The organism is Aeromicrobium sp. (genome assembly GCF_014378035.1).
Taxonomy (GTDB): Bacteria; Actinomycetota; Actinomycetes; order Propionibacteriales; family Nocardioidaceae; genus Aeromicrobium.
Map to the genome: position 1 here is coordinate 1 of NZ_JACMOM010000123.1, position 19,060 is coordinate 19,060.

12 protein-coding genes are annotated in these 19,060 nt (G+C 62.9%); 7 read left to right on the top strand and 5 right to left on the bottom strand.

Annotated elements, in window-relative coordinates; all coding sequences use genetic code 11:
* From H7290_RS06090 to H7290_RS06100, 3 genes are all read left to right on the top strand, one after another.
* On the top strand, window positions 1–195 hold a 195-nt coding region (locus H7290_RS06090), incomplete at its 5' end, for a hypothetical protein (protein WP_290513128.1).
* Window positions 196–642: 447 nt separating this feature from the next.
* Complete coding sequence (locus H7290_RS06095) at window positions 643–2,031, top strand: sugar transferase (RefSeq protein WP_290513129.1); 1,389 nt, start codon at window positions 643–645, stop codon at window positions 2,029–2,031.
* A 38-nt stretch (window positions 2,032–2,069) separates the two neighbouring features.
* Window positions 2,070–3,239, top strand: a complete 1,170-nt coding sequence (locus tag H7290_RS06100; protein WP_290513130.1) for a glycosyltransferase family 4 protein — start codon at window positions 2,070–2,072, stop codon at window positions 3,237–3,239.
* A 159-nt stretch (window positions 3,240–3,398) separates the two neighbouring features.
* Here the strand turns inward: H7290_RS06100 and H7290_RS06105 are convergent, their stop codons facing one another.
* From H7290_RS06105 to H7290_RS06120, 4 genes are all read right to left on the bottom strand, one after another.
* A complete protein-coding gene (locus tag H7290_RS06105; RefSeq protein WP_290513131.1) occupies window positions 3,399–4,265 on the bottom strand; it encodes a hypothetical protein in 867 nt (288 codons plus the stop codon).
* A gap of 23 nt (window positions 4,266–4,288) precedes the next feature.
* Entirely contained in the window at window positions 4,289–5,383 is a 1,095-nt protein-coding gene (locus tag H7290_RS06110) for a Gfo/Idh/MocA family oxidoreductase (protein WP_290513132.1), read from the bottom strand.
* Window positions 5,380–6,558, bottom strand: coding sequence for a DUF1972 domain-containing protein (locus tag H7290_RS06115; RefSeq protein ID WP_290513133.1), 1,179 nt, complete (start codon window positions 6,556–6,558; stop codon window positions 5,380–5,382). The genes H7290_RS06110 and H7290_RS06115 overlap by 4 nt, the downstream gene beginning before the upstream one ends.
* A 159-nt stretch (window positions 6,559–6,717) precedes the next feature.
* Window positions 6,718–7,161 carry a hypothetical protein gene (locus H7290_RS06120; protein WP_290513134.1) on the bottom strand — a complete coding sequence of 148 codons (444 nt, stop codon included), beginning with the start codon at window positions 7,159–7,161 and terminating at the stop codon, window positions 6,718–6,720.
* Window position 7,162: 1 nt separating this feature from the next.
* On the opposite strand from H7290_RS06120, the gene H7290_RS06125 reads away from it, so the two are divergent.
* From H7290_RS06125 to H7290_RS06135, 3 genes are all read left to right on the top strand, one after another.
* Complete coding sequence (locus H7290_RS06125; RefSeq protein ID WP_290513135.1) at window positions 7,163–7,426, top strand: hypothetical protein; 264 nt, start codon at window positions 7,163–7,165, stop codon at window positions 7,424–7,426.
* A 994-nt stretch (window positions 7,427–8,420) separates the two neighbouring features.
* Window positions 8,421–13,904, top strand: coding sequence for a PKD domain-containing protein (locus tag H7290_RS06130; protein ID WP_290513136.1), 5,484 nt, complete (start codon window positions 8,421–8,423; stop codon window positions 13,902–13,904).
* An 85-nt stretch (window positions 13,905–13,989) separates the two neighbouring features.
* Window positions 13,990–15,201 carry a hypothetical protein gene (locus tag H7290_RS06135; RefSeq protein WP_290513137.1) on the top strand — a complete coding sequence of 404 codons (1,212 nt, stop codon included), beginning with the start codon at window positions 13,990–13,992 and terminating at the stop codon, window positions 15,199–15,201.
* Here H7290_RS06135 and H7290_RS06140 read toward each other — a convergent pair.
* A complete protein-coding gene (locus H7290_RS06140) occupies window positions 15,198–16,985 on the bottom strand; it encodes a right-handed parallel beta-helix repeat-containing protein (RefSeq protein WP_290513138.1) in 1,788 nt (595 codons plus the stop codon). The genes H7290_RS06135 and H7290_RS06140 overlap by 4 nt on opposite strands.
* A 264-nt stretch (window positions 16,986–17,249) precedes the next feature.
* Between H7290_RS06140 and H7290_RS06145 the strand changes: the two genes are divergently transcribed.
* Entirely contained in the window at window positions 17,250–18,917 is a 1,668-nt protein-coding gene (locus H7290_RS06145) for a hypothetical protein (RefSeq protein WP_290513139.1), read from the top strand.
* Window positions 18,918–19,060 lie beyond the last annotated feature (143 nt).

Below are 19,060 nucleotides of genomic sequence, written 5' to 3' on the forward strand. Positions count from 1 at the left end.
GCGATCGCGGCGGATGCCCGCATCGCTTTCAGTGATGCCACGCGATTCGCTGCCTTCTCTGCTGCGGGCTTTTTAGTGCTGGGATTCCTCGCGACTCTGCGCCTCAGCGGGGTGTCCCGCAATCGCGAGGAGGAACTCGCGCCCGCGACCCCGACGAATCCCCGGAAGGAAGGGTCTGGCCGAGAAATCACCTGACATGACCTGTCACGGTGGCTTACGACAGAGCTCCGGTTGCAAGAGCTTCCGCAGGGAGAATGTTGAAGTGACTCGCAATATGTAACCATAATGGGGGTCAACCCGACCCCCCGTTTAGCGGTATGTTTTCGGTAGCCCCTCACGCAAGTGGGGCATACCCGCATTGAGAGACACCCCCGACTGTCTTTCCCACGCGTCGACTACCCGGTCCTCTCGTCTGTTGTTTGTTGTGTCGCCCGCTACCCGGCGGATCTCATACGCGGTCCCTGTATAACCCGAAGCACTACAGGAAAATACCCGATGAATGGCATAACGGTCCCCCGAGCCGAAAAGCAGTACTCAACCCGGCGTACGCCCCGCCCGCGCTCCCTCCCCGCGCCCGAACGGATGCTCCCGCGCACGCTCTCCGGAGTTGCTTGGGCACGCGCCTACCGAACGCGCCTTCGCGTGACTGACACGATCGTCGTTGTTGTCGCCGTCGCCGTCGGCTACATCGAGCGACTCGTGTTCGAGCCGAAGCTGTTCACCGAGAGTGGTTCGCTCCTGCGGTTCGGACTCGGCTCCATGCTCGTCATCGCGCTCTGGGCCATCAGCCTAGACGTGTTCCGTTCGCGCGACCTCAGGGTCGTAGGGATCGGCCAGGACGAGTACAGGCGGATCGTGGCGGCCTGTTTTACCTTCTTCGGCATCCTCGCCATCGTGTTTGTCGTCTGCGGGATCATGAGCGCGCAATGGTTCTTCATCGCCGCCGCACCGCTCGGCACGATCGGCCTTCTCGTGAGCCGCTGGTATTGGCGCAAGTGGCTCATCTATCAGCGCGCGTTTGGACACTTCCTGTCACGCGTGGTTGTCGTCGGCAAGCGCAAGGATGTGATCAAGGTCATCCGCCAGATCAATCGCAACTCTGGCGCGACCTATTCGGTGGTCGGCGCGGTTATCGCCAAGACCGACACGGACTCGGACTCGGACGACGAAGTCCTGCGGGACATCCACGTCCACCGGGGACTCGATCAGGTGGCTGACTTTGCCAGCACGATTGAATGCGACGGAATAGTCGTCGCCGGGCAGCCGACGCGCAGGGGCGACTACATCCAGGACCTCGCCTGGGAGCTCGAGGGCAAGTCACTTGAGCTGATCCTCGCGACGAGCCTGGCGAACGTGGCCGGCCCACGGATCCACTTTCGCCCGGTTGACGGCCTGCCACTGCTGCACGTCGAAATTCCGCAGTTCGACGGAGGAAAGCACGTGGCCAAGCGGGTCATGGACATCGTGCTCGCGGGAATCGCGCTGGCGGTACTCTTCCCCGTCCTGGTGGTCATTGGCATACTTGTGCACCTGGAAAGCGATGGCCCCGCGCTCTTCACGCAGCAACGGGTCGGGCGAAATGGCCAGCCTTTCCAGATCTACAAGTTCCGTTCGATGACCGCTGATGCCCCCGAGCGCCTCGCCGAGCTGCGCGACGCCAACGAGGGCAGCGGTGTTCTGTTCAAGCTCAAGAATGATCCTCGTGTGACGAAGCTCGGGCGCGTGCTGCGCAAGTACTCGCTCGACGAACTGCCGCAGATCTGGAACGTGCTGATCGGCGATATGAGCCTTGTCGGCCCCCGCCCACCGCTTCCCGTCGAAGTTGAGGAGTATGAGGATCGCGTGCGCCGTCGCCTGTACATTAAGCCCGGACTGACCGGAATGTGGCAGATCAACGGCCGCTCAACCCTCAGCTGGGAAGACAGCGTGCGACTCGACCTCTACTACGTGGAGAACTGGTCTGTTGTCGGCGACCTGATGATCATGTGGCGCACCGTTCGAGTCCTCATTGCACCGGTCGGAGCATACTGAATCCCGGCACGGCTGGCAGGGAAACTACTGTGGCTGTTGTGCGCACAATACTGATCGCAAATCCATCAGCCGACGTTTACGGTTCCGACCTCCAGATGCTGGAAAGCGTCTCGGCGATGGTGGGGCAGGGATGGCGCGTGGTTGTAGCTCTGCCAGGCGGAGGCCGACTCGTTCCCCTGCTTGAAGCCCGTGGCGGTGAGGTTCATATCGTCGACTTCCCGGTCCTTCGGCGTGCAAACGCTTCCGTTCGCGGAGTGCTCGCGCTTGCGCGCGATGGCATGCGGGCTCTGGGAAGAATGCGCGCGGAGATGAAGGCGACCGGCGCGGACGTCGTGTACGTCAACACGGTTACACTGCCATGGTGGATTCTGGCGGGAAGACTTGGTCGCCAAAAAGTAATCGTGCACGTTCATGAGGCGGAAACGGAAGATAGGCGCGCGGTGCGCTTCGCCCTTAACTTTCCCCTACTGTTCGCAAACGCACTCATTGTGATCAGTCGGTCAACCCGGGACGCGACCACGGGATCGGTCCCCGGGCTCCGCGGTCGCTCAAACCTCATCTACAACGGCGTTGACAGGCCCCCGGCGCCAACCATTCGTCGCGAGATATCCCCGGGCGGTCCGGTTCACTTAGCTATTGTTTGCCGTCTCTCGCCTCGAAAGGCTCCCGATATTGCCATTGAGGCCGTCGCGATCCTCAGGGACAGGGGAATCGATACTCGCCTCGACATTTGTGGAACTCCTTTCGAAGGCTACGAGTGGTTCGAGACCTCACTTCGCGATCGGGCCGCGCGTGCCGACGTTGCGGGGAGCATCACATTTTCTGGCTATATCTCACCGATCTGGACCGCACTGGATGCAGCCGACATCGTGGTGGCTCCCTCTCTGAGGGAGCCGTTCGGAAACACGGTCATCGAGGCTCAGCTCTCGGGTCGACCCGTGATCGCGTCGGAGGCCCTCGGCCACACTGAATCCATCGCCGACGGCATCTCTGGACTGCTAGTGACGCCTGGTGACCCCACGGCGCTTGCCGACGCGGTTGAGAAGATCATTTCTACTCCGCAACTTGCGGCAAAGCTGGCAAAGGGTGGACGGGATAGCGCCGTCACCAACTTCTCCAGCGAGCGCTACGCGAGCGCTATCGTCTCCCTCATCAATTCGATCGCATCCCGCAAGGCTGTGCCCACAACGAAGCTGAAGACCCGCTGACGACAATGCCCTCAACACGGTCGACCTCCCTCGAGGCGCTCGCACGAGTGATGGGTCAGAAGGTTCTCAGGCCCGGTCGCAGGATCCCGCCCACCCGAGTGCCCGACGAGGAACATCTCTAACGCACCGGACGTGTATCAAAGAGACACTGTGGGTTTCTCACTGTCGGGGATCAAATTCATCCACCAGCTGCTTGGTGCTAACGATGTTCGCCTTGCTTGAGGCGCCGAATACTATCGCCTCGATGTTGGGCTGCTCGCTGATCCACTCGATCGCCTCGCGCGCAGGGATGGCGCCTGAGGCGAAGACCGACATCGCGACGGCCCGAAACCGGTGGCTCTCCAGAACCTCGCGGTATCCCTCGATACCGCCGGACATCCTGAACCCGATTTTATTGATGTTCGAGCAGATAATGGGGTTCTCGATGCCGAGCCTGTCAAGCGTTCCAAGAAGCATCGGCAGGTTCATGGTGATATAGCCAGGCTCTGCGTTGTATCGCTTCTTGACGTGGTTGGCGAATATCGTGAAGGCATCGTCAAAGCCGAGGCCCAGCAGCAGATCGACCACTACGTTCTGGAGCCAGATGACCGGGGTTTTGAGGTCACGGAACATGGTCATCTCGGCATCCACGAGCAGTGTGATCAGGCCCTCGATGTCCTTACGGGCGAGGGAGGCACCGCCGCGGAGCATTGCGTTCATGATGCCCTCTTCCGGAAGGAACTTGCGTACCGCCCCGAGCATGCCGCTCTCGGTCACTGCGTCGGCATACTTGTGCGCGTATGGCATGCCAGGGAAGAACGTGAAGTCTGCGTAGCGTTCCGGGTTGCTGCGCACCCGGTCCGCGACCTTCTCGATGCGCTCGTGCGTGGTGCACATGAAGGTGGTGATGCCCGCGTCGTAGGCGTTGTCGAGCACGGCCATCACAGCATCGAGGTCTTGGAAGCGCATCGCCTGGGCACGTGCCTTCTCCTCAGACATGTGATTCACGCCGAAGAACTGGTTGTCTCCGAAGAGCAGGCGATCCATAGTTCTCGTCTCCGTTGCGTCGGTCATGAACGGCGTCCGAACAGTCCGCGCTTCGGTGTCAGCCTCTCCGCAACAACGCTCTCATCATCCCTCGTCGCCGGGCCGGACTCGGCGTCGATGGTGAGAAGTTCAAGAACCCGGTCGGTGGTTGATGCGCTCGCGAAACTGTTGATGTCGTCGAGCTCGTGGTTCTCGACACGCTTGACGAAGTGGTCGAGTTGGGCGCTGTACTCCTCGCCGCGCAGGTAGAACCAAACGTTCTCGGTCAACTCGGTCGTGTATTTCACGTTCCAGCCCTTCTCGTAGCCCTCGACCTTCGGCGCGCTGTCGCGCAGGAATACCTGCACCTCCTGGCGGTCCGCGCGGATCCTGCCCGCTGTACCGCTGATTGTGATCTGGGTAGTCATCTTGCGATAGGACTCGTCCGACCAGTTGACTGAGAGTTGCGCGCTCACGTTGTCGGGGTAATAGAGGGTGCTGAACACCTCGTCCTCCGTGTTCTCAGAGAACACGCTGCCAAGGATCGTGCCACCAACTCCGACGGGCGCGCCAACGTACCAGCTGAGCAGGTCGACCGGATGGGCGGCATAGTCATACAAGCAACCGCCGCCCTCCGTTCGCTGGCTCCGCCACGTGGAGCCCTTGGACTTCAGCACGACCGGGCCATATGCCTCTGCGAGTATATGTGTGACGCGCCCGATCGCCCCCGTCTCGAGCAGTGCCTTCACCTCGCGGAAAGCTCCCACGAAACGGTTGTGATACCCCACCTGGGTGACGAGTCCCTTCGACTCGGCGAGTGCCGCGAGTTCCTTCGACTCCTTCGAGGTGAGCGTCAGCGGCTTCTCGCAAAACACGTTGAGGCCCTTGTCCAGCGCGGCCTTCACCATCGGTCCGTGGAATCGGGTGGGGGTAGCGATGAGCAGCGCATCCAGCTCGACCTTCTCGAGCATGGTCTCGTAATCGGTGAACGTTCGGAGCCCTGTGTATTTGGAGAGCACGTCGAGGATGTACCCGGTCGAGTCGACCACGGCATCCACCTTCACATCAGGGTGTGCATTGATCATCGCCAAATGGGAGAGCCCCATCTTGCCAAGTCCTACAACTCCGACGCGTATCACTTGCTTCCCTTCGAGAGGTCTGTGCCTGTCGGCGCCAGCAGGCGCGCATCGACGTGGCGGTTGAGAAGGTCCTGGTACTGGCCGCCAATGTGCTCCCAGCTGAACTCCTCAGCGTGGCGGGCTTGGCTCGCCTCTCCCAGTCGCGCCCGGAGGGCGGGCTCACCGAGCAGGCGGGTCACTGCGGCCGCCGCATCCTCTGCCGTCGTGAAGTAGAGCGCTCCGCGGTCGACGACCCAACGGTTGTAGGCATTGTCGTGGGCGATCACGGCATTGCCCGCCGCCATCGCCTCCACGAGTGACGGGTTCGTGCCGCCAACCGTGTGGCCGTGCAGGTAGGCCAAGGCGTGAAAGCGGATCGCGGCAACCTCTGCAGGGTCGTAGATGCCGCCAGGAAAGACCACCTCATCACTGGCGGCATCCATCACCGCGCGGTGGTATTCATCCGTGTCTGGCGTGTACGTGCCGAGGACGACCAGCGTGTGGTCGCGGTGCTCTACCGAGAACCCCTGCACGAGTTCGAGGATCGAGTTCTCGGGAATCGGCCGACAGATCAACGTGAGGTATTCACCGGGCACCAGACCGCGAGCGGTGACCGGAGCGGTCGGGGCCGCGTAGACCGCGTTCGCGCCGTAGGTAATGGTGGTGAGTTTGGAGCGGCGCGCGCGGGTGGCGAGATACTCCTCGATCACGGGGTGGTCGGCGATGAGGTCGTTGCCCACCCAGCAGGCGATGCGCTCGTTGGTCCAGAGGATGCCCTGCTTGACCTTGCCCCAACGAGCACGCGACCATTCGATGCCGTCCATGTTGATCACGTTCGGTATGCGCTTGATGCGCTGGAGCAGGTTAAACACCGCGGTGTTGTAGCCAAAGGTCAGGCATACATCACGAAACTTTGCGGCGTGCCAAATGGACTTGAGGTCGAACAGTGAGGTCCCGAGCCAGCCCTCGCGGGCGACCGGGATATTGATCCGCTCGAGCCCGTTCCAGGTGTCTTCCCACGCGTTACCGGAGCGCGGGACCTGGCAGTAGATGATCACGCGCCAGCCCTGGTCGCGCAGAAAGAGCCCCACGTTCTCGGCCGCAGTTTCGAAGCCGCCGTAGTTGGCAGGCACGCCGTGTGTACCGAGGATGCGCACGGTACGAACGTCGGTGACGTCGGCTTTTCGGGAACTCATGTGGGTCTGCGACTCCAGTCTGTCTCGGAAGCTGTCGGGTACAGCGGCCGGTGTCGTCAACATTGACGGGAGAAATGCAGTCTACGCGAGCGATCTATTCTGCGAAGCTCCCCATAATGAGGGGGTGACTCGGGGTCCCCTGTAGTGTTTGCTGTTGATTTATCCACACTCGAAATACCAGGAGCACCCGATGGCCAACGACAAGCCCGGAACTCCGTCAAAGGACCCGGCCAAGGTCGACGGCGTGAGCCCCTGGACGACGCGTCGAAAAACGGTCATCGGCATCATCGCCGGAATCATCGTTATCGCGATCATCATCGCGGTCGTGATCGTCTCGACAGCCCGCCACACGACCTCGACCATACCTTCGGGATCGAGCACGCCGTCGGTATCGAGCACCGGTAGCTCCAGCCCTGCGCCGAACGCCAGTGGAACGTCGTCCGCGACTCCCTCAGCCGTCCCATCGGCTTCGCCCACATCCGCTCCGATCGCTGGGCCCGGCACCATCAAGCCTGGGCTCACCGCGCAGATCACCAAGTTTGAAGCGGTGAATGGCGTGGCCAAGACCCCGGGCGAGACCTCCGGGCCGTCGGTGCGTTTCACCGTGAGTATCACTAACACCGGGTCATCGGCCGAGTCGCTCGCCACCACGGTCGTGACCGTCAACTACGGGGCCGATAGGACGCCGGCACTCCAGCTCAGCGAGCCGGGCGGAATGGACATGCCCGCGAGTGTCGCGGGTAACGGAACGGCGACGGGCGTCTACATCTTCACGATCCCGGTCGACCAGCGGAACAATGTGCGACTCGAAGTCGACTATTCGGTCAAGGTGCCGCCTCTGGTGTTCCAAGGGGCGCTCCCGCTGTAGGCCCTGCCTCCGTCGCCGGATTGGCGGAGCCCGGCGCCTTGCTTTCTCTGACACGTCGCCGCGAAATGCAGGACGGCTAACTCAGTCGTGCGAAACACCAGCGCGAAGACGTCCATCCACGGGCTGCAGTCGGACGCGGACAGCGAATAAGCATCGGCACCCTCCGGCCGGAGGGGACGCGGCTCTCCGTAAACGGGGATTTGGTCGCACCGGGCAACACCGAGTGCACCAGCGGCGTCTGGGACTCCTGGAAGATCAGCGGGGCTACGGTGCCGTCTCTAAACCAGATCTTGACGGGAACGCTGGGTGGAGTAGGCACCTACCGCAGTACCTCGCGCCCGCGAAGATCACGCCGCATTACTCGCTGCGCTCCGGCGAAGTTGTACACGTTCCCCACGGCGTTATTCACCGCAACGACGAGCGCGGTGAAGGCCGCGTCGACCCCGCCTGGCGTGCTCCTCTAGGACAACCTCACGCGGGTGGTCGCAGGCGGCCGGGGATCTGCTCTCGACCAGCGCCAGAACCTATGTTGCGGGCGCCGCAGAGCCGGCCGTGTGCACCCTGACGGCATCCGACTCGACGGCAGGTCTGCAAACCCCGGGGTGCGTTGGTGTCGAGACTTACATCTCACGCTCGGCCACGAACGCCCGGGTAGCAGTCGTTTACGACACCCTCTTGGCGGGCACTGTGAACCGGTGCACGACGCCGAAGAGCCTCACTGGGGGGCTCGAATACCGACGAAACGGTCGTTTTACTCTCGAAAACCCCCCCCTTCGGGGGTGGAACATGGGCTTTTCTGGAGACATGGTTCTCGGCTACGATCTGCTATGTCGGCAGTCTCCCGAAAGCTGCCACATACCCGATAGAGGACACAATGGGTCAACCCAACCCTGTGTCGACGCGCGGCCGCATTCTCGCCGTAGCGACGACCTTCGCCGTAATCGCTGCTCTTCTCACATCCGTGTCGCCCGCGGTAGCCGATACGGCTCCACCAGTGGCATCCGACCCGTCGACGGTCTCGTCGGACGCTTTGGCCACGCCCCAGATTAACGGGGTCGTCTGGAGCCAAGCGATCGTCGGCAATGTCGCCTACGTGGCGGGCAACTTCACCTCCGCCAGGCCCTACGGCTCGGCCGCTGGCACGAACGAGACGCCGCGCTCCTACTTTCTCGCATACGACGTGACGACCGGCGTGCTGCTGTCGTGGTCGCCGACGCTGAATGGCCAGGTGCGACAGATCGCCGTCTCTCCCGACAAGACGCGTCTCTACGCGGTCGGCGACTTCACCGTGGTCAACGGCGCAACGCGCAACCGCGTCGTCGCCTTCGACCTACCGAGCGGTGCGATGAGCACGACTTTCCACCCGTCGTCGAACGCCACGACCTACGCGGTTGCCGCCACCAACTCCACCGTCTACCTCGGCGGCAACTTCTCAGCGATGGCAGGGGCCTCGCGGGTGGGGACCGCGTCCGTATCGGCATCCGCCGGCGTAGCCACCGCGTGGAACCCGATCCTCACCACCGGTCGCGCATTCGCCATGCAGGTCTCCCTTGACGGCGCCAAGGTCGTCATCGGCGGTGCATTCGTGGCGATAAACGGGTCGGACAACCCCGGATACGGCCTCGGTATGGTCGATGCAACGACGGGTTCCAACCTCCCGTTCGGAACCAACAGTCTCGTTCGCGATGGCGGCGCTCATGCGGCCATCTTCAGCCTCGCGAGCGATGCCGACAGCATCTATGGCACCGGCTACGTCTTCGGCGCCGGCGGCAACCTCGAAGGCACCTTCCGCTCTGACTGGAACGGCAACCTGCAATGGGTCCAGGACTGCCACGGTGATGAGTACTCGGTCGCAGTCCAAGACCAGACGGTCTACATCGCCGGACACCCGCACTATTGCGGCAACGTCGGCAGCTTCCCGCAGACCACTCCCGACTGGACCTTTCACCGTGCACTGGCCTTCTCCAAGCAGGCCACCGGCACGATCACTCATGACCCGAACGGCTACTACGACTTCGCCGGCACCCCGTCGCCAACCCCGCTGAACTGGTTTCCCGACATCAACCTCGGCACTTTCACCGGCCAGTTCCAAGGACCGTGGAGCATCGCTGCCAGTTCGACCTACGTGATTTACGGCGGAGAGTTCACTGTCGTCAACGGCAAAGCACAACAGGGACTCGTGCGCTTTGCTACCAAGGCAGTCGCCCCGAACCTCGACGGGCCGCGCCTCTCGGGCGCCAATCTCATGCCCACCGTGCAGTCCGCGGGCTCGACGAGCATGACGGTCAGCTGGCCTGCCGACTGGGATCGTGATAACGAGTCGCTCACTTACCAGGTCTACCGCGATGGCAAAACCGCGACCGCGGCCTACACGACCACCGTCAACTCCAGGTTCTGGAACCTACCGACGATTTCATGGATCGATACCGGCCTCACGCCCGGCTCAACCCACACCTACCGAGTGCGCGCCACCGACGCGTTCGGGAACAGTGCATGGGGCACCACGGTCTCGGGCACGGTCGCGACCGCGACCACACTCAGCCCGTACGCCGCACAGGTGATCAACGAGCAGCCCACAGACTTCTGGCGGCTTGGTGACGCCGCAGGCGCGACATCTGCCACTGACAGCGTCGGTCGCTACACCGGCACATCCGGCACGGGCGTGACCTACGGCGCGCCGGGCTCCATCATCGGAGACTCCACCACTGCAGCCACGTTCGACGGCACCAGCAACGGCCTCGTCGCATCCAGCGGCCTGGTCTGGGGCAGCAACACGTTCTCTGTCGAATCCTGGATCAACACCACCAGTTCCACCGGCGGCAAAATCGTGGGCTTCGGTAACACCAACACCGGTACCTCGAACAGCTACGACCGCCACGTGTACATGAACCCTCAGGGCAACCTGCTCTTCGGCGTCTACCCGAATAGCGCGCAGGTCGTGCAGTCGGCGAAGACCTACAACGACGGCAACTGGCACCATGTTGTCGCCACCCTCAGCGCGTCGGGCATGCAGCTCTATGTCGATGGGGCTCGCGTGGGCTACAACGCCAGCGTCACCACAGCGCAGGGTTACTGGGGATATTGGAGGATCGGCGGTGACAGCTCCTGGTCCGGGGACAACTTCATCAAGGGTTCGATCGACAACACCGCCATCTACCCGGTCGCACTGACCAAGGCGCAGATCCAGAATCACTACACGCTTTCCGGACGAACGGTCAATGTTCCCGTCGCGCCGGCGGATGCGTACGGCGCAGCGGTCTATAACCTCGACCCCACCCTCTACTTCCGCCTCGGCGAGAGTTCAGGATCGGTCGCCAAGGACTCCGGCCAGCAGGGCAACCCCGGCATTTACGACGGTAACGTCACCCTCGGCACCCCCGGCGCCGTGAAGGGAACCACTGACACCAGTGCTCTCTTCATCGACGGCGGGGTCGCGAGCGGCGCAGCCAGCTCGGGCACGACCACGTACTCGACGCAGGTCTGGTTCAACACGACCACCACGAACGGTGGAAAGCTCACCGGCTTCGGATCGTCGCAGACCGGAAACTCGGGCAACTACGACCGCCATGTCTACATGCAAAACGACGGCACGCTTGTCTTCGGCACGTACACCGGTCAGCTGAACACGGTGACCTCACCGCTGTCGTACAACGACGGCAAGTGGCACATGGTGACCGCGACCCAGTCGTCCGCAGGCATGATGCTCTACGTGGACGGCGTGTTGGTCGGCACCAACCCGCAGACTGGTGCGCAGGACTACGTGGGCTACTGGCGTGCAGGCAACGACGTGACGTGGGGGTCGAACAGCAACAACTTCAACGGACAGTTGGATGAGTTCGCGGTCTACCCGGCGGCGCTCGACGCTTCGACAATCTCTGACCTCTACTCACTGGGCAAGCCGCTCGCGGCGAACATTCCGCCGACCGCCGCCTTCACTGCGACGTCGACAGGCATGTCCGTCGCACTGGATGCCAGCGCATCCACCGACATCGACGGCACGATTGCGACTTACGCATGGGACTTCGGAGATGGTAGCGCGCAGGCACCCTCGGCGACCGCAACCGCAAGCCATGTCTACGCAACGCCGGGTACGTACACGGTGACATTGACGGTGGTCGACAACAGCGGTGGCACTGGCACGACAACGCACCTCGCAACCCCGGTGCACGTCAACCAGCCGCCGGTGGCGATCTTCACTGCGACATCGAACAACCTCGCGGCGACGTTCGACGCGACGGGCTCGAGCGACCCCGACGGCACGATCGCGACCTACGCGTGGGACTTCGGTGACGGCTCGACCGGTGCTGGCGCGACCGTGAATCACTCCTACGCAACGGCGAACACCTACACGGTGACGCTCACGTTGACGGACAACTCCGGCGGCACCACAGTGCTCACCCACTCGATCACGGTGCAGGCGGCGAACCAGCTGCCGATTGCGAGCCTCAGCACCACCAACACCGCGGGGTCACTCACGGTGGGTGTCGACGCGAGCGCATCGAGCGATCCGGATGGCACGATCGCCAGTTATGACATCGACTACGGCGACAGCACGACCCACGGTGCAACCGCGACGAGCACGCACAGCTACGCGGCGGCAGGCACTTACACGATCGGACTGGTGGTCATAGACAACCGCGGTGGAACAGCAACGACTACCAAGGCGATCACGATCACCAAGACCAACGTCCTCCCGGTCGCGTCCTTCACCAACTCAGCCTCGAACCTCGCTCTGGCTGTGGATGCTTCGGCATCGACTGATCCGGACGGTACCATCGCCAGCTACGCCTGGGACTTCGGTGATACCGGAACGGCCACAGGGGTGACGGCATCACACACCTATGCTGCGGCCGGCACTTATACGGTCACTCTGACGGTCACCGACAATCAGTCAGGTGTCACATCGACGACCCGGTCGGTCACGGTCGCTGCGGCACCCGCCAACACGACAATCGCCGAAGATCACTTCGACCGTACCGCGATCTCCAGCTGGGGCAACGCCCTGACCGGCGGTACGTGGACTGTCAACTCAACAGCGAGCTCGAGCGTGGGATCGGGCGTCGGAGTCCAGTCGCACACGGCAGGCGCGACCCGCAAGGCGACTCTCAACTCCACTTCGGTGACTGACGCGGACATCCGCACGGACCTCTCCTTCGACAAGGCGATGACCGGTGGTGGGGCGTTCGCGGGAATCGTGGCCAGGAACGTAGCTACGGACTACTACCAGTCCCGCGTGCGGTTCCTCGCTGACGGAACCATGGCCATCCAGATTCTCCAGGGCGGTTCGACGACACTGGCAAATGCGGTGGTCCCGGGAACATATACACCGGGAACGATGCTGACCCTTCGCACGCAAATCTTCGGCAACTCGCCGACGACGATCAAGGCGAAGGTCTGGGTTGCCGGAACGACCGAGCCGACAACGTGGGCAGTGACTGCCACCTCTAGTGCGGCCGGCCTCCAACTCGCAGGCTCGGTGGGTCTCGTGAGCTACACGGCGTCTACCATTACGAACGCACCCCTGCTCGCGAAGTACGACAACTTTGTGGCCAGCTCCGGCACGGTCGTGACGCCTCCCCCGGCAAACGTTGCCCCGACGGCCGCATTCACCTTCTCGGTGAACGGCTTGGTTGCAAGCCTGAACGCCAGCACCTCGGTGGATCCGGACGGAACGATCGCCACCTACGCGTGGAATTTCGGAGACAACACAACCGGAACGGGAGTGACGGCAACACACTCTTATACGGTGGCCGGCACGTACACGGTGACACTAACGGTGACGGACAACGGCGGGCTCACGGGAACAAAGTCGGACACGGTCGTCGCGACCGCGGTTGTCACTCCCCCGGCCAACCCGAACATCCTTGCCTCTGATGATTTCAATCGGACCGTCACGTCCGGCTGGGGCACCGCGGTGATGGGTGGCGTGTGGACGTCGACGCTGAACGGCAACTACGTGGTCAACAACGGGTCGGGCGCCTTGGTGCTTACCGCCGGTTCGACCCGACGTGCGCTTCTCAACTCGGTGTCGGTGAGGGATGTCGAACTGCAATCGCAGATCTCGGCAGACAAGCCGCCGCTGGCCGGTATGGTCGTGGCCGGCCTCGTCGGGCGCCAGGTCGGGACAGACTTCTACCTCGGACGAGTCCGGCTTCAGCCCAACGGGGTCGTCGGCCTCCAGATACTGCACGGTTCCACGCTGTTGGCCGACACGACGATCGCCGGGCTGAGCTATACACCCGGTGATCTGCTCAACCTTAAGGTGCGCTTTACCGGGGCGACACCAACGACGATCCAGGCGAAGCTCTGGGCCGCGAATGCGACGGAGCCCGCCACGTGGCAGCTCACCGCGACCGACTCGACCGCAGCCCTCCAGGTCGCCAGCCCGGTCGGCGTGGAGAGCTACATTTCGACTGCGTCGACCAACGCACCGATCACGGTTCGCTACGACAACTTCACTGCGAGCGTTCCCCAGTAACCTAGGGTGATCGAGTCCGGGTCGGATTCCCAATCAGACCCGGACTCTTCTGGTTTTCAGCGCACGTCGTCGCAGGGAAGTGCGAGTGAAACGAAACGCCGTCGGGGCTGTCGGCGCGCAGGGCGCGCAGGCTTTTGGCAGCTTTTTTCTCCAGATCCTGGTCGTGCGGTCGCTTGGGCTCGACGGGCTCGGCACCTTCTCCATTCTGTATGGCGTGATGGTCCTCGTGGCGGGAATCCTGACCGGGTTCGTGGGAGACTCCCTGGTCGTGCTCGAGCGGCGCGAGAGAACCGTGCGCTCAGCGCTTCAGCAGTACGCCATCGGACTCTCGCTCATCGCGGGCATCGTCGCGGCGATTGTCATGATCCCGACGGGACTGATCACCCCGCACCAGGCTCTGTGGTTCGGCATCGCGGTCGGCCTCTTCGGCCTCGAAGAGCTCATGCGGCGCCTTCTCATGGCGAACGTGTTGTTCTGGCGGGTCGCAGCAATCGACCTTTCCGCATTTCTGGGCTCCCTTGCGGTCGTCGGTATCGGTGTCCTGCGGCATCGGATCGACCTCGATCTGTTCCTCATGGCCATCGCGGTCGGACAGGTCGTCGCGATCCTCCTCGGAATCGTGCTGCTCCCGCGCGCCGAGCGTTTCGTGGTCGGCTTCGTTCGCGGCGATTATCGTCTGGTCGCTGCCTACGGCGTATGGCGATCGGCGCAACAATTTCTCCGACCCGGACTCCTGACTGTCGTGCGTGCGCTCGTCACCGTCTTCGTGGGACTCGCGGCAACAGGCCTGCTTGAAACGGCTCGGGTCTACGTTGCTCCGGCGATGCTCGTCATCTCCGGGCTGACCTCCTTTCTTTTCGTCAGCTATGCGCGCAACAAAGCTGCGGGGGTCACTTCCCAATTACGCCGCGCCGATCGGTCAGTCGGTATCCTGCTCGGGACCACAACCCTCATGAGTGTCGTATTCCTCGTCGCACTGCCGTTCGTCGGACCACTGCTCTTCGGCACCACACCCCAGCTTCTTGCGGTCATCGGCTGGCTCGCATATGCGGCGTCGGTCTCAGCGGTGACACCGTACGGCGCCTTGGCGGCGGTGGGCGGTCGCCAGGCCCTCGTCTTCGCGATCAGGGTGAGCGACACGCTCCTGTCTGCGATCGCTGTGCTTGTGATCCTGGCCCTCGGGGTGCAGCCATCATTCGCACCGGTTGCGCTCTCTGTCGGCTCGATCGCCGGGGGCCTCGCGATCCGCGCGTTCATCCTCAGGCCGGAAGCGCGACGCGAGCAGGCGATCCGCTAGTCGGCGCCGACTCTGTGGTCGGAGGCGTCCCACCCGAGTAACGCCATGACCGACCCGGGCATGGCTGGCCTGGAGTCCGTGGTCGCGGCGCTCGTGGACGCAGCGGTCAGCCAGGTGCGCTTGCCTGCCGGTGCGTTCGCCAGTTGCGCACCCTGCTTTTCCTGGCCGGTCTCGAGACGGAAGGTCGATAAAGGCGTGTACTGCTTTGCGGTGTTGTGGCCCTGCTCCCAGAGCAATTGGGACTCGGGTTCGGATGCCGACGCCCGTTGGTACGCATTGCCGTTCAGAGTCACCCCCAGCTGCTGCGCCGTGAAGTGACCCGAGTAGTCCTGCACGGACACCAGCGCCGAAATGCTCGAGCCGGAGAACACATTGTTCGAGACGACGATGTTGCCCAGTACCCAGGTCATCGCGGGATCGGAAGGATACCGAGGGTTCTGCCCCGGTACCGTCGGGTCGGTTGCTCGGCGAAGGTCCTGCGCAACCCGAAGGTCAATCGCATTGTTCGCCACGGTGTTGTTCCAGATCTGCACATTGTCGGTATCGTTCAACTTGATGCCGTTTCCTCCGTTGTTGACGACGGTGTTGCCTGCGACGACGAATAAGGACGAGATCTCCATGCTCAGGCCATGCCAGAAGTTGCCATCCATAGTGTTTGAGATGATCTTGCCGTCGTAGACGGACTGGTCGAACCACAGGCCGGGACCGTGATTATGGCTGAAGGAGCTGTATTCGATTGTCAGGTCCCTGCTGCGAGTGATCTTCATCCCCCCGGCCACGGGCGCCGTGTTGAAGCGCTGCACGTTGTTACCGGTCACCGACAGTCCCGCGATTGTGAGATTGTCTGCATAATTGGCGTTCACCCCGATCATTCCGTTGTCCCTTGAGGTGATATTGCGCAGCACAGCGTCCGCGGCCCCGAGAAAGAGTCCGGTGGTCGCGTTCTGCTCGATGTCGAGATCCTGCAGAGACGCTTTCGCGGCCTCGATAGTAACGGCACCGAAACCGGGCAATGGGGTCGCGTAACGACGCACTCCGAATCCGCGCAGTACCGTTCCTTCCGCCTGAACTGCGAGCGCCTTCGTCTTATCGCTGGCGCGGACCTCGTGGCCCTTCGGATCGGATCCGAGGTAGAGCCGGTGCTGCACGTAATCGACCGCGAACGTGTCCGCCTTAACCGCGTTCGCATCTTTCACCTGGACCAATGGCTTGTCGTCGATCCAGACCTGGTCGGGATGCGCCGCAAGGGGGTACTTCGGATTCAAGAAGTTGAAGGAAGGGAGGGTGCTTTCCGGCGCACCAGTGGTGTACGTCGGACTCGAATCGAATTGCGCCATCCACCCTTCGGAGACCCAGATCGATCCGTTCGCGACCCAGGACGACACGAGAGTGCTGCCGTCGAACCACACGGCTTCGTTCGGGTAGGACTCGATCGTCACCGGCGTGCCCTCGGGGACGGTGACATTCTGGTGGTAAGTCCCCGCCCGGAGCACGATGGTCTGGCCCGGGTGTGACTGGGATATCGCGTACTGGACAGTCTGGTACGGCGACGCTTCACTGCCCTTCCTCGAATTGCTCCCGCTCGGCGACACAAAGAGCGAGTCGGCGGGCACCGGGTAGCTGGTCGACCCGACGGTCGGCGCCCCCGGAGCCGGACCAGTCGTGTCGGAGACCGGAACGGCCACGTCCCGGTGGCCGGGCTCGACTGGGATCCTCGACTGGAGGCCCGGAAGCGCGACAAGAGGGACGAGTGCGACGAGGACGATCGCGACCACGGCGACCACCAGCGCTCGGCGAAGCAACCGCCGAGGCCGTGCGTGGCGACCACTCGGCTGGTGTGGCTCACCTATGTGGGTCATCGGTGCACTTCCGGGTATGCGAATGCGGCAGCGATTCGACTCGCGTGTGCCGGGAGCTGTCGGGTCAGCTCCGTCCCTATCTTCCCAGAATCCCCGGTATGGGGGTAACCAGTCCAGAATTCGCAACGTTCTGAATGGTAGCTTCGATGTTTCAGGTTGCTTTGCTCTACCCGACGAGAATAGGACTTGATGGAACAACAGCCTTACCTGCAGATCTTCCTCGAACGCTGGGGTGCCCTCGTCGTTGGTGCCCTCGTGGGTCTCAGTCTCGCGCTCGGTATCAGCGCCTCGATCCCTCCGACCTATGAGGCCACGTCGACCTCGTTCCTCACCGTGCGCTCCACCACCGGGACGCTGCTAGAGCGTTCGCAGTTCGCCCTTGCCCGTATCAGTTCGTATCCCGAGCTAGCTCTCAGTTCCGACGTGCTGTCGAAGACGATCTTCGATCTCGGCCTCAGCCAATCGGTGAAGCAACTCGCGAATTCGGTGAGCGCGACCAACCCGCCGACCACCGTCCTCCTTCAGATCGCGTCGAGCGCAACCGACCCGGAAACGGCCGCCGCGATATCGAATTCGATCGCAGCGAACCTCTCGAACACGGTCTCTGAGTTGGAGAACTCGTCAACGGATAACCGCTACGTCGTCTCCCTCGAACTCCGGGACAGGGCGCAGCCGCCGACATCGTCCTCCGCGCCCCAGCGTGGCATCATCCTGGGCCTGGGAGGCCTCGGCGGACTGGCCCTTGGTCTGATCGCGGCAATCGTCTGGGCTCGTTTCGACACGACGGTCCGAACCGCAAAAGCCGCCCGGCGAATCTCCGGGCTCCCCGTAATCGGCGAACTGACAAAGCCATCGCTGCCCTTCGCGAGATCCCGGACGAGAAACAACGATCGTACGGAGGCCGCCCTCCGCGAGACCCAGTTGACCATTCGGCAGGCGAACGGTAACGAGCTCCCGCGCCTGCTTGCGCTCGTTCCCGCGAGCCGCGCGGCGGCACGAATCCAGACCCGTATTGGACTCGCTCGTTCCCTCGCTATGACGGGTCGCTCGGTGGTTCTGGTCGAAGCAGACTTCGATGGTGGCATCAGTGCTACCAACCCCGAGGCACTCTCAGCGGAAGGGCTCGCCGAGGTGCTCTCTGGCACCCGATCAGTGCGCCGAGTCGTGCTCAAATCCGATTTCGGATCGTTCGACCTGCTCGCTCCTGGACTCCCGGCGAACGCCCCGAAGGAGAATGTTGCCGAGCACAATGTTCTGGGCACCGTCCGGCAGCTCGTCGCGGAGTTCGACCTCACCGTGACACAGCTCACCTCAACAACGCGGCCAGCGACGCTTGAACTCATCGCGCCGTATGCGGACGGCGTCGTCGTACTCGTTTGTCTTGGTCGCACCCGCGCTGCAGATCTCGCCCACATTCTCGCTCGTCTTCGACTTCTGGAGATCCGCCCGCTCGGAATCATCATGACAGGGGTGCCTGTCTTCCGACGCAGCGACCTCGTCTCCGAGTGGCTGCCCGGAGACTTCAACGAGGTGCCGCGCACACCGGCGCGCAAATGGGATGATCTCGCCCTGCCTGCGACCGCCAGCGCTCTGGCGGAGCCAGAATGGCCCGCTGCACCTATTCCAGTCGGACCAGCGGCCAAGATACCTGCGGACGAAACAGTGATCGCGGACTCCGTGCGAGTATCACCAGCGCCACCGAAACCACTTCGTCCCTCCACTACGCGCAAGCCGCGTACCTCCGCCACGACTCGCTCCACAACCTCGGCCACATCGAGAACCCGGAATACAAAGCAAGCGGCGACGGCCGCCACCACGGCAGCTGTGGCGGCTCCTGAAGCCGCACCGGAGACGTGACGGCCTCGACGGAGACGGTGAATTCCGTCCGGAGAGTGTGGGTGGCGGTATTTGCTGTCATGACGCTCACGGTCGTGAGCGTGGTCCCATGGCGGGTCGGTGACATCTACGCCGGTGGCATCGATCCCGTCGTAATCGGCAAA

Coding starts and splice junctions, on each gene's coding strand:
- H7290_RS06145 (WP_290513139.1), top strand. CDS start 17,250: ATGGAACAACAGCCTTACCTGCAGATCTTCCTCGAACGCTGGGGTGCC.
- H7290_RS06115 (WP_290513133.1), bottom strand. CDS start 6,558: ATGAGTTCCCGAAAAGCCGACGTCACCGACGTTCGTACCGTGCGCATC.
- H7290_RS06105 (WP_290513131.1), bottom strand. CDS start 4,265: ATGGATCGCCTGCTCTTCGGAGACAACCAGTTCTTCGGCGTGAATCAC.